The sequence below is a fragment of the Microbacterium paraoxydans genome, from assembly GCF_020524545.1.
Classification (GTDB): domain Bacteria; phylum Actinomycetota; class Actinomycetes; order Actinomycetales; family Microbacteriaceae; genus Microbacterium; species Microbacterium paraoxydans_C.
The window spans coordinates 553,240-575,189 of the sequence record NZ_JAIVLG010000001.1; the positions used below are offsets into that span (position 1 = coordinate 553,240).

The window sequence follows — 21,950 nt, forward strand, 5'->3', positions numbered from 1 at the left end:
GGATCAACAGAATCGGTGAAGATGATTCGTCGACGGCCGAGATCCTGAATAATGCTTCGTATGGAGATGCCTTCTGACGCCGCGGGGCCGAACAGCGTTCGGGCGCCGGCCCTCGATGCGATCGATGCGAGGATCGTGCAGTTGCTCACCGCCGACGGACGGATGACCAACGCGGAGCTCGCCGCGCGGCTCGGGGTGGCACCGTCGACGGCGCACGCACGGCTGCGCGCGCTGATCGATCGGGGGGTGATCACCGGGTTCCACGCGAGTGTGGACGAGCGGAAGCTGGGGGCGGGGCTCCAGGCGATCATCGGAGTGACCCTGCGCCCGAGCGGCCGCCGGGAGAGCATCGTCGAGTTCGCGGACCGGGTGCGAGTCCTCCCGTCGGTGATCCAGGTGTTCTTCCTCGGAGGGGACGACGACTTCCTCCTGCACATCGCGGTCTCCGACTCGTCGGAGATGCGCGAGTTCGTGCTCGAGCATCTGTCGGCCCAGAGCAGCGTCGCCTCCACGCGCACCAGCATCGTGTTCGACTATCACCGCAACTCGGTGGCGGCGTCCTTCCACTGAGCGCGCGCCGGAGATTCCCGGTCCCGGAGGCGAGCCGAGGGCGCCCCCGCGGGCCTGTCACGTCGTATATTGCATGCGCACGAAGCGCCTGGCTAGTGTGTCTCCGGGGATCGGGCGCGCGCGTCGCATGGGCGGCGTGCGTCGGACATGGGGGACCGTGATGGTGCAATTTCTGGGGTATGCCGACGCGCCCGCCGAGTGCGGTTCATGGCTCTCTGCCGGATCAGGTCACCGCGCATGACGGCCATCACGGACGCCGCGTGCGCAGCCTGGATGCAACGACTGTCAGGTGGGCTCCGGCACGCCACGAGAGGCGATGAGCGCACCTCTCAACCGCCGAGCTGGTACACCTCCAGCGTCCTCCGCCTCGACGGCCCTCTCGGTATGCTGCAGCTTTCGAACTTCGGAACCATGACGGCAGCAGACCCGCTCGCCTTCGAGGCCGCTCTGCTGCGGCACTCGATCGGTGCGACGATGCTGTTCAGCACGCTCGAGACGCCGCACACCGTCACCTACGATCGTGGCGCCGCGCAGGATGAGGACATCATCATCGTGGGCGTCTCGAACCTCGGAGCCCAGCGACTGCACACCGCGCAGGGAATCCAGCTCCTGAGCACCGGACGCATGGGGTTCATGTCGAGCATCGGTCCCTCCGCCGCCGAGCACCTCGGGCTGAGCGAGACGACAGGCGTCGTGGTTCCGGCTGAGGCGATCCCGGGGTATCACCACAGGCTGGTCACGGGCGCCGGTCTGTTCCCCGACACCCCGCTCACACGTGCGGCGGGGGTCGCGATGGGCCGCATGCTCTACGAGTGGCTGCAGGATCCCGATCAGGGAGCGGGAGCGCTCGCGGGAACGGAGGCGGCGCTGGTCGCGCTGGTACGGGGGCTGTTCCGTCAGTTCCCCGGCGACGGGGAGACCGATCGTGTCGGCCGGATCAGGGCGGAAGCCGCGCAGATCATCGAACGCCGGCACCGTGACGCGGAGTTCGGGATCGATGAGCTCGCGGCCGAACTGCACATCAGCCGTCGTCAGCTGTTCCGCTTCTTCGCGGGTGCTGACGAAAGTCTCTCGGCGCAATTGCTGCGTCGACGGCTGGCGACCGCGCGGGAGGAACTGCTCGTGCTCCCCGTACAGGAGCTCGCGGTGGTGGCGAAGCGAGCGGGGTTCGTCGACGCAGCGGCCCTGCGCGCGCAGTTCTCGAGACACGTGGGCGGCAGCCCCAGCGCCTTTCGTCTCGCGGCGCGCTCCCGCCCGGCGCCGCTCGCTGCGGCGATGCTGTTGAGCGATGAGCAGACAGGACATCGCGATGAACGACATGGCGATCAGTGACATCACGGCGCGCAATCGGCGCCAAGCGCGTCATCGCGTGCCCACTTGAGCGCAGGCGGTGACAGACTCCCTTCGAGCGCTTACCCCGGTCGCGGCTTAGTGCCTACGCTGAAGCTGCCCGAGTCCCCGTCGGGCTTTGACGGCAGGCTCGTGCGAGCCGAGGCTGTTCCCCACGCCCCGTCACGACTTCCGGGTGCGGATCCTGCGCCCCGCCCGGAAGCTCGGGGCGTCCCGCACCACGGAGCCCCTCGCCCGCCGTGAGCGGGTGAGGGGCTCCGCCGCGTTCCCGAGGGCTCTTCGTGGGGCGCTCAGTCCTCGTCGACCAGGAACCGGCTGTAGGCGCCGAGCGTGAGGAAGGTCGGGAACTCCTCGCGCAGGGCGACCTCACGGAAGATCTCCGCGGCGTCGTCGAAACGGTCGCCGTAGCTGCGCGTCGCCTGGGCGAGCACCTGCGTGATGAGTCCCTCGACGTATTCAGCGGTGATCGGAGTACCGTCCTCGGTGGTCCGATCCTGGTGGATCCACTGCCACACCTGCGAACGGCTGATCTCGGCCGTCGCCGCATCCTCCATCAGGTTGTCGATCGCCACGGCGCCGAGTCCGCGCAGCCAGGCCTCGAGGTAGCGGATGGCGACCGAGACGTTGTCCCGCACACCCTGCGCCGTGATCGGGCGTCCGATGTGCAGGTCGAGCAAGTCGCGCGCCTCCACGTGCACGTCGTCGCGCTGACGATCCACCTGATTCGGGCGGTCGCCCAGCACGGCGTCGAACTCCGCCTGCGCCGTGGGGATCAGATCGGGGTGCGCGACCCAGGTGCCGTCGAAGCCGTCACCGGCCTCACGCTTCTTGTCGGCGGTCACCTTCTCGATCGCCCGTGCGGTCACCTCGGGGTCACGGCGGTTCGGGATGAACGCGCTCATGCCGCCGATCGCGAAGGCGCCGCGCTTGTGGCAGGTCTGCACGAGCAGGTCGGTGTACGCCCGCATGAACGGCACCGTCATCGTGACTTCGCTGCGGTCGGGGAGCACGAACCGCGCCCCGCGCCCCCGGTAGTTCTTGATGATCGAGAAGATGTAGTCCCATCGCCCCGCGTTCAGGCCGGCGCAGTGGTCGCGCAGTTCGTACAGGATCTCGTCCATCTCGAACGCGGCGGGCAGCGTCTCGATCAGCACGGTCGCGCGGATCGTGCCGTGCGGGATGCCGATGTACTCCTCACTGAAGGAGAAGACGTCATCCCACAGCTTCGCCTCCTCGCTCGACTCGAGCTTGGCGATGTAGAAGTACGGTCCGCGCCCCGCCTCGATCAGCGCCTGTGCGTTGTGCAGGAAGTACAGACCGAAGTCGACGAGCGACCCGGACGCCGAGGTGCGACGGCCCGCACGGTCGGTGAATGCGAGGTGCTTCTCCGGCAGGTGCCATCCGCGAGGGCGCATCACGATCGTCGGGGTGCGCTCCGCCGTGACGCGGTACTCCTTGCCCTCCGACGAGGTGAACGACAGCTCGCCGCGGATGGCATCGTGCAGCGAGAGCTGCCCCTCGATCACGTTCTTCCAGGTCGGACTCGTGGCATCCTCCTGGTCGGCGAGCCACACCCGCGCGCCGGAGTTGAGGGCGTTGATCGTCATCTTCGGATCGGTCGGGCCGGTGATCTCGACGCGTCGGTCCTCGAGGCCGGGACCTGCGCCGGCGACGCGCCAGTCGCGGTCCGCCCTGATGTGCGCCGTGTCCTCGCGGAAGCGGGGGTCGTGCCCGTTGCCGATCTCGAAGCGGCGGCGCATCCGATCGGCGAGTCGGTCGTGGCGGCGGGCGGCGAAACGGTGGTGCAGCTCGGTCAGGAAGGCGATCGCTTCGGGTGTCAGGATCTCCTCGTAGCGGTCGCGGACGGGACCGGTGACCTCGATCGCAGGGCCCTGCTGGGTCGTCTGGATCGGGCCCGTGGTCGGGGGAGCGGTGGTCGGGGGAGCGGTGGGCGTGGTCATGATCATGGGTCCTTTGCGTTGTGGGGATGCCGAGAGAGGGTCGACGCCCCCTCCTGCCGTCGGCACCCCCTCCGGTTCGCGTGGGAGGGCGGGGGTCTCGACGGGGAGAGGGGGCCTCGACCGAGGTGGCATCGGCTGACGGATCAGTGGAACTGTGCGGCCTCAGTGGAGCCGGCCAGGGCGAGTGTCGCGCTTTCGGGGTTGAGCGCGGTGGAGATGACGTCGAAGTAGCCGGTGCCCGCCTCGCGCTGGTGCTTGGTGGCGGTGTAGCCGTCGGCCTCGGCGGCGAACTCGGCTTCCTGCAGCTCGACGTAGGCGCTCATGGCGCGATCCGCGTAGCCGCGGGCGAGGTCGAACATCGAGTGGTTCAGGGCGTGGAAGCCTGCCAGGGTGATGAACTGGAACTTGTAGCCCAGGTCTGCCAACTCCTGCTGGAACGTCGCGATCTCGGCGTCCGACAGGTGCTTCTTCCAGTTGAAGCTCGGCGAGCAGTTGTAGGCCAGGAGCTTACCCGGGAACTGCTCGTGGATGGCCGCGGCGATGTCTCGGGCGAGCTGGATGTCGGGCTCTCCCGTCTCGACCCACAGCAGGTCGGCGTACGGGGCGAAGGCGAGGCCGCGGCTGATGACCGATTCCAGACCGGGGCGGATCCGGTAGAACCCCTCGGTGGTGCGCTCGCCCGTGGTGAACGCCTGATCGCGCTCGTCGACGTCGCTGGTGAGCAGATCGGCGGCGAGGGCATCCGTACGTGCGATGATCACGGTCGGGACACCGGCGACGTCGGCCGCGAGGCGGGCGGCGTTCAGGGTGCGGATGTGCTGCTGGGTGGGCACGAGCACCTTGCCGCCGAGGTGGCCGCACTTCTTCTCGCTGGCCAGCTGGTCCTCCCAGTGGATGCCCGCGGCACCGGACTGGATGAGCGACTGCGCGAGCTCGTAGGCGTTGAGGGGTCCTCCGAAACCGGCCTCCGCGTCGGCGACGATCGGGGCGAGCCAGTCCTGGGTGGTCTCGCCCTCCGCGTGCTCCAGCTGGTCCTGGCGGATGAGGGCGTTGTTGATGCGGCGCACCACGGCCGGAACCGAGTTCGCGGGGTAGAGCGACTGGTCGGGGTAGGTCTGTCCCGCGAGGTTGCCGTCGGCGGCCACCTGCCATCCGGACAGGTAGATGGCCTTGAGGCCCGCTCGCACCTGCTGCACGGCCTGGCCGCCGGTGTAGGCGCCGAGGGCCCGGATGTAGTCCTCCGTGTGCAGGAGGTTCCAGAGGTTGTCGGCGCCGCGGTGGGCGAGCGTCGCCTCCTCGCGGACCGAGCCGCGGATGCGGATGACGTCTTCCGCCGAGTAGGTGCGCTCGACGCCGTCCCAGCGGGGATCGGTGTCCCAGATCTCCTGGAGCTCGGCGGCCGTCTGAACCTGGTCGCCGGCTCGCAGACCGGCGGGGCGGGGCGTCGGGGTGTGGGCGGTGTTCGTCATGGTGTCTCCTCGGTGGATCCGGCTGCGGTGCCGGTGTGGCGTGGTTCCACTGTGAGTGAATTTCAGGCATCCGAATGACCGAATCGAAGCAGAAGTTTCGCGATTCTTCTGCTTTCGTGACAGAATCGCCTCCACTCGCTCCGACCATCGGCGGTCGAAGTGCAAAAACGCGCCGGAAGTGCTTCGTGGAGGTGCGTTTCTGATCCCGCACGGGGTGCGAGCAAAAGGCGAGCACGAGGCGAGCAAAAGGCGAGCGAAAGAGGAGTGGGATGGACATCGCGGAAGAGGCCGACGCCCTCACGATCGGTCGACGCATCCGACAGTTGCGAACCGCGCGGGGGATGACCCTCGACGACCTCGCCTCGGCGGTCGATCGCGCCCCCAGCCAGATGTCGATGATCGAGACCGGCAAGCGTGAACCGAAGCTCACCCAACTGCAGGCGATCGCCCGAGCGCTCGGCGTCACGATCGACACCCTGTTGGAAGGCGAGCCCCTCGATGAGCGCAGTGCGGTCGAGATCGCGCTGGAGCGGGCGATGAAGGGGCAGACCTTCCAGGCGCTCGGCATCGAGCCGTTCCGGATCGCGAAGAGCGTGCCGACGGATGCGCTGAAGGCTCTGCTCGCCCTCCACGGTGAGATCGACCGGCTCAAGGACGAGAGGGCCGCCACTCCGGAGGAGGCCCGGCGGGCGAATGTCGAGCTGCGTCATCTCATGCGACGTCAGGACAACCACTTCGCCGACCTCGAGGCCAAGGCCGCCGAGATCCTCGCCGCCGTCGGGCACCCCGGCGGCCCCCTCACGCAGCGCACCGCCTCGGAGATCGCGGCCTACCTCGGGTTCACGCTGCACTACGCGCCGGACCTGCCGCAGACCACCCGCAGCGTCGCCGACCTCGCGAACGGCCGCCTGTACCTGTCCAGCAGCGTGCCGGCGAAGGGAGACGCCCGCACCGCGGTGCTGCAGGCTCTGTCGAGCAGAATCCTCGGGCACTCCGAGCCCCGCAGCTACGCCGAGTTCCTGCGGCAGCGCGTCGAGACCAACTACCTCACCGGTGCGCTCCTCATTCCCGAGGCGCACGTGGTCCCGGCCCTGAAAGACGCCAAGCAGCGGCGGGCGATCTCGATCGAGGACCTGCGCGATGCGTACTCGGTGTCCTACGAGACGGCGGCGCACCGGTTCACGAACCTCGCCACGCGGCATCTCGACATCCCGGTGCACTTCCTCAAGGTGCACGAGTCCGGCACGATCACCAAGGCGTACGAGAACGACGACGTGAACTTCCCCACCGACCGCCTGGGTGCGATCGAGGGGCAGTTGTGCTGCCGCAAGTGGACCTCGCGAGTGGTGTTCGATGAGGACGACCGCTTCAATCCGTACTACCAGTACACCGACACCGGCAACGGCACGTACTGGTGCACCGCGCGGGTCGAGGCGTCGAGCGAGGGGTTGCACTCGGTCAGCGTGGGCGTGCGCTTCGACGACACCCGGTGGTTCGTCGGGCGGGACACCTCGCACCGCGGCGTCTCGAAGCACTCGGTCGAGGTGTGCTGCCGCCGGGCGCCTGCTGAGCTGGAAGAGCGCTGGCGGGAGAACTCCTGGCCCAATGTGAAGACCCCGCGGACGCTGCTCGCGACGCTGCCGACCGGCTCGTTCCCCGGCGTCGACACGACCGACGTGTACGAGTTCCTGGAGGCGCACTCGCCTGCCTGAGCCGTGCCCGATACGCTCGGTCGATGAGTAGCGGTGTCTTTCCCGGCCCCTTCGGAACGATGCCTGAGGCGCAGGCTTCGGCGATACTCTGGGTGCCGCCACTGCCGGAGGTCCCGCGACCTGTGCGGTTCGTCGACGGCTTCGAGCCGTTCGCCGACTTCGTGCGGAGTCGAGGCGGGGATCCCGGTCTCCTGGCCGACGACCTCGCGGCGACGTGGGACTTCATCGCCGCTCATCCGGAGATCCTCGACAGTGTCGACCTCTCCGCAGCGACCGCGCGCTTCGTCGGCAACGTCATCGCCGTCGTGCATGCGGCAGCGACCTGGCGGATGACCACCGAGCCTGAGATCGGGACGAACACGCTCTCCATCCCGGTTGCGTCGCTCGTGCAGGGGATGGTGCACCAGTCCGACCAGCGGGACGCGTTCCTGCAGATGCTCGCGTCATGGGACCAGGATGACCTCGACGACCAGGAGTTGAGGGCACTCTCCGACGAGGAGTCGGCGCCCACGCCCGTCATCCCCGCGGTCGCCTACGTCCGACCCGTCCTTCCTGTCGGGCTCTTCCGTGACGAGGCGGGCGAGGTGATCCCGTACGGACGCCGTTGGCCGGACGGGATTCCCCCGGAGGAGGCGTATTCGCGAGAGACCCACCCGGAGCGCTTCGAGCCTCTCCTCCAGGTGATCGATGCCCTCGTCGCCCACCTCCGCGGCGTGTACGACGTGGTGGTGCGCGGGGAGCCCGGTGACGGGGGCGCGGATCGCATCGTCCTCGAGCCGGTGACCGGGGCCGCGATCACCATCACTCCGATGCCTCCCGTCGTCCAGATCGACGCCGGGGCGCTGTTCCGCTCGATGATCCCGTCCTGCACGTGCGATGCCTGCGATGAGACCGTGGAGACGGCGGCTGACGAACTCGAGCGGATCGTGCTGTCCATCGCCTCGGGCGGCTTCCGGGAGAAGTACCCGGTCGGGAATCGTTCGTGGCTGTACACGGACATCCGGTCGCCGGACGGCGAGCGTCGCGAGAGCGGAGCCGGTCCTGCCCCCGACCTGGCCGAGTCCGACCGGGAGCGTGCGACGTCCGCGCTGCGACGCCTCGATGACGGATGGTGGCCGGCCTGGCCGCTGCGTTAGGCATCGCTGGGTGCGAGCCGTGTCGTCAAAATTTAGTTCGATCTTGCTTAGTCAATCTTGACTATGTTACTTTCATCGAGCCATCAACGACGAACGGCCGAGAAGGGACCCTCATGGCTACTTCCTCTGCGGAAACCCGATTCCGCATCACTGCCACCCTGACGTGCGTTCTCGCCGCCACGCTGACGCTCGGAGCATGCTCCGCGCAGACGCCAGGCGGCGATACCGCCCCCACGAGTGCGAGTGACACCGACGCCTGCAAGCGGAATCAGGATGCCGGCACCATCACCTACATCTCCGGCTACGGCTACTCCGCCAGCGCCGGGCAGCTCGACGTGTTCCTCGCCGAGGAGCTGGGCTATTTCGACGATCTCTGCCTCGACGTGGAGATCAACGCCTCCGGTGCGAACGGGCAGCAGCTCGTGGCGTCCGGTCAGGCGCAGTTCACCGCTCTCGGCTCCGCATCCGATGTGATGCTCGCGGCGGCGAACAGCAAGAACCTCACGGCGGTCGCGACCTACGGCACCACCCCGCCGTTCTCGATCTTCGGCAACGAGAAGCTCGCGAGCCTCACCGACCTCGAAGGCGGGTCGCTCGGATACTTCATCAACCTGACCCCGATCGCCTCGGCCATGCTCGACGAGGCCGGCGTCGACGTGTCGAAGGTCGAGATGGTCAAGATGACCAACTACGACCCGACCGTCGTCGTGCGCGAGCAGGTCGATGCGATCGTCGGCTACGCGTCCAACCAGCCGCAGTCGCTCAAGGCGCAGGGCCTGCCGTTCAGCGAGTTCCTCCCCTCCGACCTCGGTGTGGAGGGCACGTACAACGTGATGGAGGTCAACTCCCGCTTCCTCGACGAGCACCGCGAGGTCGCCGCCGACTTCATGCGGGCGAGCCTCAAGGCGCTGCAGTACTGCCTGGACGAGTCGGATGCCTGCATCGATACGCTCGCGAAACTGGCCGAGGACAACAACCAGGGCGCGGCGTTCCCGCGCGACCAGCTCGCCCGCACGTGGGAGGTGGAGTCCGCATGGGTGCGGGAGAGCGCCGGCGGCAACCCGGGCGTGCAGAACGAGTCCATGTGGGAGCCCGAGTACGCCCTCGTGAAGAAGTACGGCGGCGTCAAGGACCTGCCCGCGATCGCCGACATGATGGACGCCGACCTGGTCGCCGACCTCTACGACGGCGACACCCTGATCTGGCAGGCCGAGTGATGGCCGCCGCACAGGGAACGGGGGTCGAGGTCAGAGGCGTCTCCAAGGCGTTCGGCGTCGACGGTGCTCAGGTGACGGTGCTCGACGACGTGAATCTGACGATCGGCATGGGCGAGTTCGTCTCGGTGATCGGCCCGAGCGGCTGCGGCAAGTCCACGCTGCTCAAGGTCGTCGCCGGTCTCCTCGAGGCCGACTCCGGCACGGTCACGATCGACGGCGAGAGCGTCACGGCGGCGTCGCGCGACAAGAAGATCGGCCTCGTGCCGCAGTCGCCCGCGCTGCTGCCGTGGAAGACCGTGCGGGAGAACGTCGAACTGCCGGTGCGCATCAATGCCAGGGCGAACGCCGGGAGAGCATTGCGCGACCCGGCGGAGCTGTTGTCGACGTTCGGTCTCCGCCAGGCGATGACGAAGTACCCGGGGCAGCTGTCCGGCGGTATGCAGCAGCGGGCCGCGATCGCGAGGGCCTTCGTGTTCGACCCGGCCATCATGCTGATGGACGAGCCGTTCTCGGCCCTCGACGAGATGAACCGGGACCTGCAGCGGATCGCGCTGTTGGACTTCTGGCAGTCCAACCGCAAGGCCGTCATGTTCGTCACGCACTCCGTGCCCGAGGCGATCATGCTGTCCGACCGCATCGTGGTGATGGCCGCCCACCCCGGGCGCATCGCCCAGGTGATCGACGTCGACCTCCCCCGGCCGCGCACCGAGGAGGCGTACGCGACGGACGAGTTCCGCGACCTGGAGGCAGTCGTGCGCGGTGCGCTGCGCGCGCAGACGGAGAAGGCCCATGTCTGAGCTGACGATGAGAGACACCACCGCGACCCTCGCGACCGCCCGCCTGAACGCCCAGCGCAACCGAGGCGTCCCGCCGTGGCTGCGCTGGGGGTCATGGGGCCCCACCCTGATCACCTTCGTGATCGCCGCCCTGCTGTGGCAGATCGTGGCCTGGACCAACCCCTACGTGCTGCCGACGCTGGAGGCGATCGGCGGGAGTCTCGTCGAGGACGCCGGCATGTACTGGTCGAACTTCCTCGTCACCCTGCTCGAGGTCGTGGTCGGTGCCTCCGCGGGCATCCTCGCCGGCTTCCTGCTGGCTGTGATCATGGCCGAGTTCCAGATCATCGAGCGGGCCGTCATGCCGCTCGTGATCATCGTGATGGTGACCCCGATCGTGGCGATCGCCCCGGCGCTGGTGGTGGCCTTCGGATTCGGGATGGTCCCGAAGTTCATCGTGACCGGGCTCGTGGTGTTCTTCCCGATGCTCGTGAACTCGCTCGCGGGACTCCGCGACGTCGATCAGAAGGCCCTCGACGTCTTCAAGACGCTGCACGCCTCCCGGTGGGAGATCTTCCGCGAGCTGCGCTTCCCGGGCAGCATGCCCTACGTGTTCGCGGGGCTCCGCATCGCCCTGCCGCTCGCGGTGGTCGGCGCCGCGGTCGCGGAGTTCGTCGCGGCGGGTCAGCAGGCCGGCCTCGGCTCGCTCGTCACCACCTCGGCCGCGCAGGCGAACCTCGCCGTCACCTGGGCCAGCATCGCCCTGCTGTGCCTGCTCGGTGTGCTCCTCATCATCGTCCTCGCCCTGGTGCGCAAGCGCGTGCTGTGGTGGAGCGACGGCGAGGTCACGGCCAAGGGCTGACGCAGCACCCTCATCCCGGGACGGGAGCCCCCGACCCGTCCCGGGGTTCCTCCGGCGTGCCCGGAACCACCTCAGAACGACCAGAACCACCCACAAGGAAGGCACCCGCTCATGACCGATCAGACCCCCGTGAAGCCGCTGCGTCTCGGCCTCTTCGAGAACGCCCAGGCGAACGACTCCGGTACGGCGACCTGGCGGCACCCCGACAACGGGCGCTACCTGTTCGACAAGCTCGAGTACTGGCGCGACACTGCGCGGATGGTCGAGGACGCCGGATTCGACTTCCTCTTCCTCGCGGATGCCTGGGGCTGGGCCGACGTGGCCGGCGAGCGTCCCGACGTCTGCTCGCTGGAGGGTCTGGATCTGCCGCGTCTGGACCCCGCGATCATCCTCGCCGCCCTGATCCCCGAGACGACACGGCTGGGTCTCGTCGCGACCGGATCGACCCTGCTGGAGCCGCCGTACTCGTTCGCGCGTCGCATGGCGACCCTCGACATCCTCTCCGGCGGACGCATCGGCTGGAACGTGGTCACCACGGGAACCGCCGACACCGCAGTGCAGGGCTTCGGCGTGCCGATGGTCGGCCACGACGAGCGCTACCTCATGGCCGACGACTTCATGCAGGTCGTCTACAAGCTGTGGGAGCAGGCCTGGGAGGAGGGCGCGCTGGAGCGTGACAAGTCCGGCCGCTTCGCCGACCCGTCCAAGGTGCACCGCATCGCGCACGAGGGTCGGTACTTCCGCTCGCACGGCTACGGGAACACACAGCGCTCGCCGCAGGGCACCCCGGTGCTGTTCCAGGCCGGTGCGTCGCCCGCGGGCCGCGAGTTCGGCGGCAAGCACGGCGAGGCGATCTTCGTCGGAAGCGGCTCGGTCGAGCAGCTTCGCGGCCACTCGACCGCCATCCGCGGGGAGGCAGTGAAGAACGGTCGCGGCTCCGACGAGGTCAAGATCATGTCGGCGTTCGCCGCGATCGTCGGCAGCACGGAGGAGGAGGCGCAGCGCAAGTACGCCGAGGTCGCCGATGCGCAGAACCCCGACGTGACGGTCGCCTCCTACGCCTGGTTCACCGGGCTCGACCTCTCGGCCTACGCTCCGAACACCCCGATGTCGGAGCTGAGCACCGAACTCTCGCAGACGCAGGTGGCCCGCTTCGCCGACAAGACCGTGGGCGACGTGCTCGGTGACTGGCACGCGCACGGCGTCGGTGCCCGCCCGATCGTGGGCACACCCGAGCAGGTGGCGGACCGGATGATCGAGCTCGCCGACGGCGCCGACCTCGACGGGTTCCTGTTCGCCCCCGTCATCCCGCCGGCGTCGACCGCCGACTTCATCGAGCATGTGCTGCCGATCCTCAAGGAGCGCGGTGCGGTGGTCGAGCCTTCGTCGGAGCCGCAGTCGCTGCGTGAGCGTCTGGTCGGCACGCCCTCGCCGGCGCTCGCGGACTCGCACACGGGCGCGCAGTACCGGCGGACGATGTCGCGTGTCTGACACCCTCTCCGGTGTCGCTGTGGTGGGGAGCGCGAACCTCGACCTGGTCGTCGAGGTCGCGCGCCCCCCGCACGTCGGCGAGACCCTGCTCGGCCGGGCCGGTGGCCGCTTCTCCGGAGGCAAGGGCTTGAATCAGGCCGTCGCCTGCGCACGCAGCGGGGCGCCGACTCGGTTCTGCGCCGTCGTCGGAGAGGATGAGGCCGCTGAGGCGCTCGAGCGGACCCTGTCGCGCGCCGGGGTCACGGCGGTCCTGCGCCGCAGCGCGGTCGCACCGACCGGCGTCGCTCACGTGCTGGCGCTCGACGGCGGGGACAACAGCATCATCGTCGCGGCCGGCGCGAACGCCGAACTCGACCCGGACGACGCGGTCGCCGGGATCGAAGGAGCAGCGGTCGTGCTCGCCCAGCTGGAGGTGCCCGTCGACAGCGTGTCCGCCGCGCTGCGGGCGGGACGGAAGGCGGGTGCGCTCACGATCCTCAACGCCGCGCCCGCCCACGCCGCCGCGGTCGGGATGCTCCCCGATGTCGATGTGCTGGTGGTGAATGAGACCGAGTGCGCCGAGCTCGGCGGTATCGACCGGCTGCACGTGGCGGGCGCGAAGACCATCGTGCTCACCCGGGGCGCCGGGGGAGTGGTGCTTCACCGCGCGGAGCGTGAACCGCTGCACATCGAGGCCTTCCGGATCGATCCGGTCGACACGACCGGCGCCGGCGACGCGTTCTGCGGAGCTTTGGCCGCGGCCCTCGCCCGCGGCGACGGGCTCGAGGACGCCTTGGACGGCGCCTGTGCGGCAGGAGCCGTCGTGGCCCGTCATCGCGGGGCGACCACCCCGGCGCTGACCGTCGAGTCGATCGCGGCGCTCGTGGCGTCGCGCTGAGTCGCTACTCCGCGCGGGCGGTGTCGTCGACCGCTGACACCGTCTCTCCGGCGAACGTGTACTCGCCGCCGCGGAGGCGCTCCAGCAGGTCGAGCAGCCACTGCTTCTCGGCTGTGAGACGGGCGGTGGAGAGGTCGAAGATCTCCCGCACGTACTTCGGCGTCGTCTCGGAGCGCAGCGTGTCCTGCACGTCGAAGCCGTTCTGCGTGATGATCGCGTCGCTCTTGATCAGGCGGTGCTCGAGGCCGGCGATGACCTCCTGCCGACTCAGCACGAACATGAACGAGGCGACGGTCATGATGGCCTGGGTGTCGAAGGCAGCGACGTTCCACAGGTTCTCGCGCAGCATCCGCTGGAGTTCGACCTCCCCGGACGGCGTGATCCGATAGGTGGTGCGGGCCGGACGCTTGCCCTCGGCCTCGGTGCCGCTCTCTGCGATGTAGCCGTCGACCTCCAGCGCGCGCAGCGCGTTGTAGATGGATCCGGGCTGGATGTGCGCCCATTCGTCGACGTGCCAGGTCATGAGCTCGCGGCGGAGGAAGTACCCGTGCACGGGCTGGAACTGCTTCACGGCACCGAGGACGACGAGGCGGGTGGTCGACATGCCCCTCATGCTAACGGCTGGCGTCACAGATTCCGGTTGTTTGCATGATCAAACTTGCCTACTATTGAAACTAGTCAAAGTTGACTAACGAAAGGAAGCCGAAATGACGTCTGCCGTGACCGAAGCCCTCCCGCGCGACCTGGCCCTCCGCCGAGCGTTCTCGGTGTACCCGACCGGCGTCGTCGCTCTCGCGGCGCACATCGACGACCGCGCCGTGGGGATGGCGGTCAACTCGTTCACGTCGATCTCGCTCGAGCCCGCGCTCGTCGCGATCAGTGCGGCGCGCACCTCGAAGACCTGGCCGGTGCTGCGCGAGGTCCCCGAGCTCGGCATGAGCGTGCTGGCCGCACACCACGAGCCGCTCAGCCGTTCGCTGTCGGCGCGCGAGGGCGACCGGTTCGGAGGCCACGAGTGGCAGCGCACCGACGGCGGGGCGGTGCTCATCTCGGATGCCGCGCTCTGGCTCACCTGTCGCCTGCACAGCACGTTCGACGGCGGGGATCACGAGATCGCGCTGTACGAGATCGCCGACCTCACGCTGTTCGACGACGTCGAGCCCCTCGTCTTCCACCAGAGCCGCTATCGCGCCATCGCCGCCCCCGAGAGCGCGTGAGTGCTCAGCCGCTCGGGACGATCGCCGGCCTCGTCGTGCCCGGTGACGGTCGGGGTCGAGTCCTCGGCTTCCCGACGGCGAACCTGGAACTCGAAGGGCGTGGCCTCCCGGACGACGGCATCTATGCGGCATGGGTGCGAATCGACGAAGACACGCATCCGTGGGCGGCGAGCGTCAGCGTCGGAGCGAACCCGACCTTCGACGGCGACCGTGCGCGGCGGGTGGAGGTGCATCTGCACGACGTCGACATCGACCTGTACGGTCGGCGGCTGGATGTGACCCTCGTCGCGCGGCTCCGCCCGACGCTGCGGTTCGACCGTGTCGATGAACTGATCGCCCAGTCGGCGGACGATGTCGTCCGCTGCCGGGCCCTGCTGGGTGCGCCTGCGGTCGGTCCCCGCTGATCGCTCCGGTCGGGTCAGTCTCGAGCGGTCTGCAGGATCGTCCAGAGCTCGGCGCGCGCGGGGAAGGTCGACAGGTCGATCTCGAGCAGCGCGCCCGCGGTGGCGATCCGGGAGCGCAGGGTGTGTCGATGCACTCCGAGCGCGACCGCGGCGGACTCCGCTGTGGCATCGTGCTCCAGCCAGGTGCGCAGCGAGCGCTCGAGATCGGCGCCGGTGCGGGCATCGTGCTCGCGGATCGGTGCGAGTCGTGATTCCGCGACCAGGCGCGCCTCATCCGTCGCGAGAGCAGTGAGGATACGGGAGCCCACGGTGTCGGCGTAGCGTGCGACGCCGTGCGTGCCCTGTTGGCGCAGTGCGGTGAGCGCCTGAGCGTGCGCGCGGGAGAACGAACCGTACCCCTCGGGCTCGGAGACGCCGATGCGGATGCCGAAGCGTGCGGCGGCTTCGTCGAGCAGGGGCTCGTCGGCGGCGGAGAGGCAGATCGTCACGCCATCCCGGGATTCGGCGAGAAACGATGCGGTGCCGTGCTCGACCCGGTTCCGTTCCCACCAGTCCGCGAGCGGTCCGGCCGGGGCGTCCGCGGCGACGGCGACGACCACGGGAGCGGGCGGCATGCTGCCCAGCACCCTTCTGGCCAGACCCGGGTCGTCGGCGAGGAGCGATCCGAGGAGCTGCGCGTGCAGGCGTCGGCGGCTCCGTGCGAGCTGTTCGCTCTGCTCCATCGCGAGCCCGGCCATCGCGATCACCGACGTCACGACCGACCGGGCCTCGGGGTCGAGGGCGTCGATGGCGAGGGCGATCACCCCGCGCAGGTGTCCGCCGCGCCCCACGGTGAACAGCATGAAGGTGTGGTCGCCGAGGACCAGCGACTGACCGGCCTCGAGCCCGCGGGTGAGGATCTCCATCACCCGCTCGCCCAGCGCGTCGCGCACCTCGGCGTCGAGGCGGTCCCGGGGGTGAGAGGCGACGACCGTTCCTGCGGCGTCGAACATCCCCGCCCAGACCTCGAGCCGTCGTCCGAGTTCCGCGATCGTGGCGTCGAGTCCGCTCGGGCGGAGGGCCGCGAGGGCGAGAGCGCGCTGTGTGTCCAGCGCCCAGGATCGGCGCGCATAGGCCTGTGCGGCGATCGCCTCGGAATGCGCACGGGCGACGGCGATGAACGGTGTCCGATACGGCACGGTGAACAGGGGCATGCCGTGCGAGGCGCAGGCGGCGACCAGTTCGTCCGGCACTCCCGAGCGGTGCACTTCGGTGCCGAAGCCGAGTCCGAGGACGCCGCGATCGGCGAGGCGACCGACGTAGGTGTCGATGCCGACGGCCTCGTCGAACTGCGTACCGGTGGTCAGCAGTGCGAGGTCTTCCGAGAGGAACGGCGTCGGGTCGGCCAGGTCGGAGCTGTGCACCCAGCGGAGCGGACGGTCGAGAGCCCCGTCGGCCAACTCGGCCTCGCGAGGGACGAGCGCGAGCCCGAGGTCGCGGCGGCGCAGCAGTGCGCGCAGCGTCGGTTGCGCGATGGTGGGCACGACACTTCCTTCCGTATGTACAGCCTGGCGAAACTGCTCCTCAGATTGTACGTGTCGGCGAGTGCGGGGGGCTTCGGCGCCGCCGTACGCTCGCGATCATGGCACTCCTCGACACCGCAGCCCCCGCAGTCCCTCTCGGCGGACCCGACCTCCCGCAGGAGCGTCGTCTGGTCACGGACCTCCCCGGGCCTCGCTCGGCCGAGGTGCTCGCGCGCAAGGCGGATGCCGTGGCAGCCGGTGTCGGTCACACCGTGCCGGTCGCCGCGGTCGCTGCCGGCGGCGGAGTCGTCGTCGACGCCGACGGGAACTCCCTCATCGACCTCGGCTCCGGCATCGCCGTGACCACGGTCGGCAACGCGCACCCGAAGGTCGCCGCGGCCGTCGCAGCCCAGGCCGCGCAGTTCACCCACACCTGCTTCATGATCTCGCCGTACGAGTCGTACGTCGGCGTCGCCGAAGCACTCAACCGAGTGACTCCCGGTGGCTTCGCCAAGAAGAGCGCCCTGTTCAACTCGGGAGCGGAGGCGGTCGAGAACGCCATCAAGATCGCCCGCAAGCACACAGGTCGCCAGGCGGTCGTCGCCTTCGACCACGGCTACCACGGCCGCACCAACCTGACCATGGCGCTCACCGCCAAGTCGATGCCCTACAAGAGCGGGTTCGGCCCGTTCGCTCCCGAGGTGTACCGCGCACCGATGTCGTACCCGTTCCGTGATGGGCTCGAGGGCGGCGAGGCCGCGGCCCGCGTGATCCTCCAGCTCGAGAAGCAGATCGGCGCCGACAACCTGGCCGCCGTCATCATCGAGCCGATCCAGGGCGAGGGCGGCTTCATCGTCCCCGCCGACGGTTTCCTGCCCGCGATCGTCGACTGGTGTCGCGCGAACGGCGTCGTCTTCATCGCCGACGAGGTGCAGACCGGCTTCGCCCGCACGGGACACATGTTCGCGAGCGAGATCTTCGGCATCGAGCCCGACCTGATCACCACGGCCAAGGGAATCGCCGGCGGCCTTCCGCTCGCCGCCGTCACGGGCCGCGCGGAGATCATGGACGCTTCGCACTCCGGTGGTCTGGGCGGCACCTACGGCGGCAACCCGATCGCGTGCGCCGCGGCGCTCGCGTCGATCGACGTGTTCGAGAACGACGGGGTGATCGAGCGTGCACAGCAGATCGGCACGATCCTCACGGACCGTCTCACTGCGATCCAGCAGAACGACCCGCGCGTCGGAGACGTCCGCGGCCACGGGGCGATGATCGCCGCCGAGTTCGTCGACCCCGAGACCAAGGCGCCGAACGCCGCGCTCACGGCCGCGGTCGCCAAGGCGTGCATCGCCCAGGGCGTCATCGTCCTCACCTGCGGAACCTACGGCAACGTCATCCGCTTCCTCCCTCCGCTCTCGATCGGCGACGACCTGCTGAACGAAGGACTCGACATCGTGGCCGCCGCCCTGGCTGCCGCCGAATAGCACGCGGGCCGCGCTCCCGCGTGGCCCGACCCCCTGTCCGGTCGCGACCCCAATCGGGGGATTTCGGGTCGCGACCGGCACTACTTCCCAACGAAGGAGTTGCAGATGTCTGAGATCACCCGCGATGTACTGATCATCGGTGCCGGGGCCGCTGGGCTCACGGCGGCGAACGACCTCCGGAAGGCCGGTCTGTCGGTCGCCGTGCTGGAGGCCCGTGACCGTGTCGGCGGACGACTGTGGACCGACGTCATCGACGGCGCCATGCTCGAGATCGGCGGCCAGTGGGTCTCGCCCGATCAGGATGCGCTCAAGGACGCGATCGAGGAGCTGGGGCTCGAGACCTACAGCCGCTACCGCGACGGGGACAGCGTCTACATCGGACCCGATGGACGGGTGCACCGCTTCACCGGAGAGATGTTCCCCGTCGCTCCGGAGACCGAGGCGGAGATCGCCCGGATCACCGACATCCTGGATGCGCTGGTCGCCGAGATCGATCCGGACCGTCCCTGGGCGCACCCGAGCGCCGCCGATTGGGACTCCATCACCTGGGATGCCTGGCTGCGTCAGCAGACCGACGACGACGAGGCCGTGCGAAACCTTGCCTTCGCGACGGGATCCGCGATGCTCACCAAGCCGACGCACGCGTTCTCGCTGCTGCAGTCGCTGCTGATGGCCTCCTCCGCCGGCTCCTACTCGAACCTCGTCGATGCCGACTTCATCCTCGACAAGCGGGTCGTCGGCGGGCTGCAGCAGGTGCCGCTGCGCCTCGCCGAGCGACTGGGCAACGATGTCCTGCTCGACCAGCCCGTTCGCAGCCTCGAGTGGTCGGACGCCGGCGTCGTCGCGACCACGGATGAGCTCACCGTCCGGGCCCGTCACGCGATCCTCGCGCACGCGCCGGTGCTGTACAGCCGCATCTCGTTCGACCCGCCGCTGCCGCGCCGCCAGCATCAGCTGCACCAGCACCTCTCGATGGGCTTCGTCATCAAGGTGCACGCGGTCTACGACCGTCCGTTCTGGCGCGAGCAGGGCCTCAGCGGCACCGCGTTCAGCCCGTACGAGCTCTCGCACGAGGCGTATGACAACACGAACCACGGCGATGAGCGCGGCACCCTGGTCGGCTTCGTGTCCGACGCCAACGCCGATGGGGTCTTCGAGCTCTCGGCCGAGGAGCGCAAGGAGCGCATCCTCGAGTCGCTCTCCCACTACTACGGTCCCGAGGCCAAGAACCCGGTCGTCTACTACGAGAGCGACTGGGGCAGCGAGGAATGGACCCGCGGCGCCTATGCCGCGAGCTTCGACATGGGCGGCCTGCACCGCTACGGTGCGGACCTGCGCACCCCGGTCGGCCCGATCCACTTCGCGTGCAGCGACATCGCCGGTGCGGGCTACCAGCACGTGGACGGCGCGATCCGGATGGGCCACCTGGTCGCCTCGAACATCGTCGAAGCCAGCCGTGAGAACGGCGCTGCAGAGAGCGTCGACGGATGAGCGGCTCGGTCGTCGTCGGCTACACGGCGACGGATGCGGGGGCGGATGCCGCGGCGCTGGGGGCCCGGCTCGCCCGCAGCCTCGGTGCGACGCTGCACCTGGTGATCGTGCTGCCCAACGAGGGCACGCGCAACGCGGCCGTGCCGCCGGAGCGGGCCTACGAGGAGCACATCCGCGCGCAGGCCAAGAAGTGGCTCGGCGAGGCGGTGGTCAGTCTGCCCCAGGAGCTGACCCGCAGCGGTCACGTGCGATTCTCCGAATCGTTCGCCGAAGGGCTGATCGCCGCGGGGGAGGAGTTCGGCGCCAGGGTCATCGTGATCGGCGCCGCGGGGGGAGGCATCTTCGGACGCCACCGCCTCGGCAGCGTGGCCTCCGAGCTCCTGCACTCGTCGACGATCCCGGTGGCGCTCGCCCCCGTGGGGACCGCGCAGCAGGACGACCATGTCATCCCGCGCGTCACCGTCGCTGTCGGCTCGCGGCCGGGGGCGGACGCCCTGCTCGACGAGGCCGTGGCCATCGCCGGCGACAGCGGCGTCGATCTCCGGCTCGTGTCCCTCGTACCGTTCGATGTGCCCCCGGGGCTCGACACGGGTGCGATCCGCACGGTCGGCGACACGCATGCGCAGGAGGTGCTGGCCGTGGCGACGGAGTTGCTGCCCGATGGCCGCACCGCCGCGGTCGAGAAGGCGCCCGGCGATTCCGTCGAGGATGCCGTCGCGCAGCTCCGCTGGCTTCCCGGGGAGGTCGTCCTGGTCGGCTCCAGCCGCCTGGCCCAGCCCCGTCGTCTTTTCCTGGGGTCCACGGCGGCGAAGATGCTGCACGAGCTCCCCGTCCCCATGATCGTCGTCCCGCGCACCCGCAACGAAGCAGGAGAACGCTGATGAGCAGCACCAACCGGGCGACGGAGCCCGAATCCGGTGTCACGACCGGTATCTCCACGAAGGGCCTGAGCGCCGGAACGGTCGGCCTCATCGGCGCGGTCGTGATCGGCATCTCGTGCATCGCGCCCGCGTACACGTTCACCGCAGCCGTGGGCCCGGTGGCATCCACCGTGGGATCGCAGATCCCCGCCATCATCCTCGTCGGCTTCATCCCGATGCTCCTGGTCGCCTTCGGCTACCGCGAGCTGAACAACCGGATGCCCGACTCGGGCACCTCGTTCACATGGGCCGCACGCGCCTTCGGGCCGTGGGTCGGCTGGATGGCGGGCTGGGGCCTGGTGGTCGCCACGATCCTGGTGCTGTCCAACCTCGCCGGCATCGCGGTGGACTTCCTGTTCCTCCTGATCTCGCAGATCACCGGCAACCCGGACATCGCCGGGCTGGCGAGCGTCACCTGGATCAACATCGCCGTGTGTCTGCTGTTCATGCTGGGTGCGACGTGGGTCTCGTACCGTGACATGCAGACGACGCAGAAGCTGCAGTACTGGCTGGTCAGCTTCCAGATCCTCGTTCTCGTCTTCTTCGCCATCTCGGCGATCGCCCAGGCGGTCGGCGGAAACGGCTTCGATTACCAGCCGTTCGATCTGAACTGGTTCAACCCCTTCGCGATCTCATCGTTCAGCGCGATCGCGGCTGGCCTGTCGCTCTCGATCTTCATCTTCTGGGGCTGGGACGTCACCCTCACCATGAACGAGGAGACGAAGGATCCCGAGAAGACCCCGGGGCGCGCAGCCACCCTCACGGTGCTCACGATCGTCTCGCTGTACCTGCTGCTCGCCGTCGCGATGATCATGTTCGCCGGCGTCGGCACCGGTGCGCTGGGGCTCGGCAACGAGGACATCCAGGAGAACGTGTTCTTCCACCTCTCGGGCCCGATCCTCGGACCGCTCGCGTTCCTCGTCTCGCTCGCGGTGCTCACCAGCTCGGCGTCATCGCTGCAGTCCACCTTCGTCGGTCCGGCGCGCACACTGCTCGCGATGGGGCACTACGGCGCTCTGCCCAAGTCGTTCGCGAGGATCAGCCCCCGCTTCTTCACCCCCGGCTACGCGACGATCGTCTCGGCCGTCGTGGCATCGGCGTTCTACGCCGTCATGCGCGTGGTCAGTGAAGACACGCTGTGGGACACGATCCTCACGCTCGGCATGATGATCTGCTTCTACTACGGGATCACCGCCTTCGCGTGCGTCTGGTACTTCCGCAAGCAGTGGTTCGACTCCACACGGAACTTCTTCTTCATGTTCCTGTTCCCGCTGGTGGGTGGCATCATCCTCGCCATCCTGTTCTTCACCACGCTGATCGACTCCATGGACCCCGCATACGGTTCCGGTTCGCAGATCGGCGGCGTCGGGATCGTCTTCATCCTCGGGATGCTGATCATCGTCGTCGGCATCGCCGTGATGATCTGGAACGCGGTCCGACGGCCCGCGTTCTTCCGCGGACAGACGCTGAGCATCGACGCACCGCCCAGCCGACGCCCGCGCTCCTAGCCC

General features: G+C 68.9%; 19 protein-coding genes. 15 read left to right on the forward strand and 4 right to left on the reverse strand.

Features of this window, described 5'->3' with window-relative positions; translation table 11 throughout:
* Positions 1 to 51 precede the first annotated feature (51 nt).
* Both LC041_RS02750 and LC041_RS02755 read left to right on the forward strand, forming a co-directional pair.
* Positions 52 to 570, forward strand: coding sequence for an Lrp/AsnC family transcriptional regulator (locus tag LC041_RS02750; protein WP_226531427.1), 519 nt, complete (start codon positions 52 to 54; stop codon positions 568 to 570).
* 237 nt (positions 571 to 807) lie between these two features.
* A complete protein-coding gene (locus LC041_RS02755; RefSeq protein WP_226531428.1) occupies positions 808 to 1,902 on the forward strand; it encodes a helix-turn-helix domain-containing protein in 1,095 nt (364 codons plus the stop codon).
* A 308-nt stretch (positions 1,903 to 2,210) separates the two neighbouring features.
* Here LC041_RS02755 and aceB read toward each other — a convergent pair whose 3' ends face one another.
* Positions 2,211 to 3,881, reverse strand: a complete 1,671-nt coding sequence (gene aceB / locus LC041_RS02760) for a malate synthase A (RefSeq protein WP_226531429.1) — start codon at positions 3,879 to 3,881, stop codon at positions 2,211 to 2,213.
* 143 nt (positions 3,882 to 4,024) lie between these two features.
* Complete coding sequence (gene aceA, locus LC041_RS02765; RefSeq protein WP_226531430.1) at positions 4,025 to 5,350, reverse strand: isocitrate lyase; 1,326 nt, start codon at positions 5,348 to 5,350, stop codon at positions 4,025 to 4,027.
* A gap of 269 nt (positions 5,351 to 5,619) precedes the next feature.
* Here aceA and LC041_RS02770 point away from each other — a divergent pair, with 269 nt between their 5' ends.
* From LC041_RS02770 to LC041_RS02800, 7 genes are all read left to right on the forward strand, one after another.
* The gene (locus LC041_RS02770; protein WP_226531431.1) at positions 5,620 to 7,062 is read left to right on the forward strand and encodes a helix-turn-helix transcriptional regulator; all 1,443 of its coding nucleotides are present in this window, start codon (positions 5,620 to 5,622) and stop codon (positions 7,060 to 7,062) included.
* A gap of 23 nt (positions 7,063 to 7,085) precedes the next feature.
* Positions 7,086 to 8,198, forward strand: coding sequence for a DUF6226 family protein (locus tag LC041_RS02775; protein WP_226531432.1), 1,113 nt, complete (start codon positions 7,086 to 7,088; stop codon positions 8,196 to 8,198).
* A gap of 113 nt (positions 8,199 to 8,311) precedes the next feature.
* A complete protein-coding gene (locus LC041_RS02780) occupies positions 8,312 to 9,415 on the forward strand; it encodes an ABC transporter substrate-binding protein (protein WP_226531433.1) in 1,104 nt (367 codons plus the stop codon).
* A complete protein-coding gene (locus LC041_RS02785) occupies positions 9,415 to 10,212 on the forward strand; it encodes an ABC transporter ATP-binding protein (protein ID WP_226531434.1) in 798 nt (265 codons plus the stop codon). The genes LC041_RS02780 and LC041_RS02785 overlap by 1 nt, the downstream gene beginning before the upstream one ends.
* Entirely contained in the window at positions 10,205 to 11,053 is an 849-nt protein-coding gene (locus tag LC041_RS02790; RefSeq protein ID WP_226531435.1) for an ABC transporter permease, read from the forward strand. Before LC041_RS02785 ends, LC041_RS02790 begins: the two co-directional genes overlap by 8 nt.
* Positions 11,054 to 11,164: 111 nt before the next feature.
* Positions 11,165 to 12,544, forward strand: coding sequence for an NtaA/DmoA family FMN-dependent monooxygenase (locus LC041_RS02795; protein ID WP_226531436.1), 1,380 nt, complete (start codon positions 11,165 to 11,167; stop codon positions 12,542 to 12,544).
* A complete protein-coding gene (locus LC041_RS02800; RefSeq protein WP_226531437.1) occupies positions 12,537 to 13,421 on the forward strand; it encodes a ribokinase in 885 nt (294 codons plus the stop codon). Before LC041_RS02795 ends, LC041_RS02800 begins: the two co-directional genes overlap by 8 nt.
* 4 nt (positions 13,422 to 13,425) lie before the next feature.
* Here LC041_RS02800 and LC041_RS02805 read toward each other — a convergent pair whose 3' ends face one another.
* On the reverse strand, positions 13,426 to 14,025 hold the full coding sequence (locus tag LC041_RS02805; protein WP_226531438.1) for a PadR family transcriptional regulator: 600 nt from the start codon (positions 14,023 to 14,025) through the stop codon (positions 13,426 to 13,428).
* A gap of 103 nt (positions 14,026 to 14,128) precedes the next feature.
* On the opposite strand from LC041_RS02805, the gene LC041_RS02810 reads away from it, so the two are divergent.
* Both LC041_RS02810 and LC041_RS02815 read left to right on the forward strand, forming a co-directional pair.
* A complete protein-coding gene (locus LC041_RS02810; protein WP_131494309.1) occupies positions 14,129 to 14,638 on the forward strand; it encodes a flavin reductase family protein in 510 nt (169 codons plus the stop codon).
* The gene (locus LC041_RS02815) at positions 14,635 to 15,042 is read left to right on the forward strand and encodes a riboflavin kinase (protein ID WP_226531439.1); all 408 of its coding nucleotides are present in this window, start codon (positions 14,635 to 14,637) and stop codon (positions 15,040 to 15,042) included. The genes LC041_RS02810 and LC041_RS02815 overlap by 4 nt, the downstream gene beginning before the upstream one ends.
* Before the next feature lie 14 nt (positions 15,043 to 15,056).
* On the opposite strand, the gene LC041_RS02820 is transcribed toward LC041_RS02815, so the two are convergent.
* The gene (locus LC041_RS02820) at positions 15,057 to 16,565 is read right to left on the reverse strand and encodes a PucR family transcriptional regulator (protein ID WP_226531440.1); all 1,509 of its coding nucleotides are present in this window, start codon (positions 16,563 to 16,565) and stop codon (positions 15,057 to 15,059) included.
* Positions 16,566 to 16,663: 98 nt separating this feature from the next.
* On the opposite strand from LC041_RS02820, the gene gabT reads away from it, so the two are divergent.
* The 4 genes from gabT to LC041_RS02840 all read left to right on the forward strand — a co-directional run bounded on the left by gabT (position 16,664) and on the right by LC041_RS02840 (position 21,947).
* Positions 16,664 to 18,028 (forward strand): 4-aminobutyrate--2-oxoglutarate transaminase, encoded by a 1,365-nt coding sequence (gene gabT / locus LC041_RS02825; RefSeq protein WP_226531441.1) that lies wholly within the window; start codon positions 16,664 to 16,666, stop codon positions 18,026 to 18,028.
* 105 nt (positions 18,029 to 18,133) lie between these two features.
* The gene (locus LC041_RS02830; protein ID WP_226531442.1) at positions 18,134 to 19,519 is read left to right on the forward strand and encodes a flavin monoamine oxidase family protein; all 1,386 of its coding nucleotides are present in this window, start codon (positions 18,134 to 18,136) and stop codon (positions 19,517 to 19,519) included.
* Positions 19,516 to 20,400 carry a universal stress protein gene (locus LC041_RS02835; protein ID WP_226531443.1) on the forward strand — a complete coding sequence of 295 codons (885 nt, stop codon included), beginning with the start codon at positions 19,516 to 19,518 and terminating at the stop codon, positions 20,398 to 20,400. Before LC041_RS02830 ends, LC041_RS02835 begins: the two co-directional genes overlap by 4 nt.
* The gene (locus tag LC041_RS02840) at positions 20,400 to 21,947 is read left to right on the forward strand and encodes an APC family permease (RefSeq protein WP_226531444.1); all 1,548 of its coding nucleotides are present in this window, start codon (positions 20,400 to 20,402) and stop codon (positions 21,945 to 21,947) included. Before LC041_RS02835 ends, LC041_RS02840 begins: the two co-directional genes overlap by 1 nt.
* Positions 21,948 to 21,950: the final 3 nt, after the last annotated feature.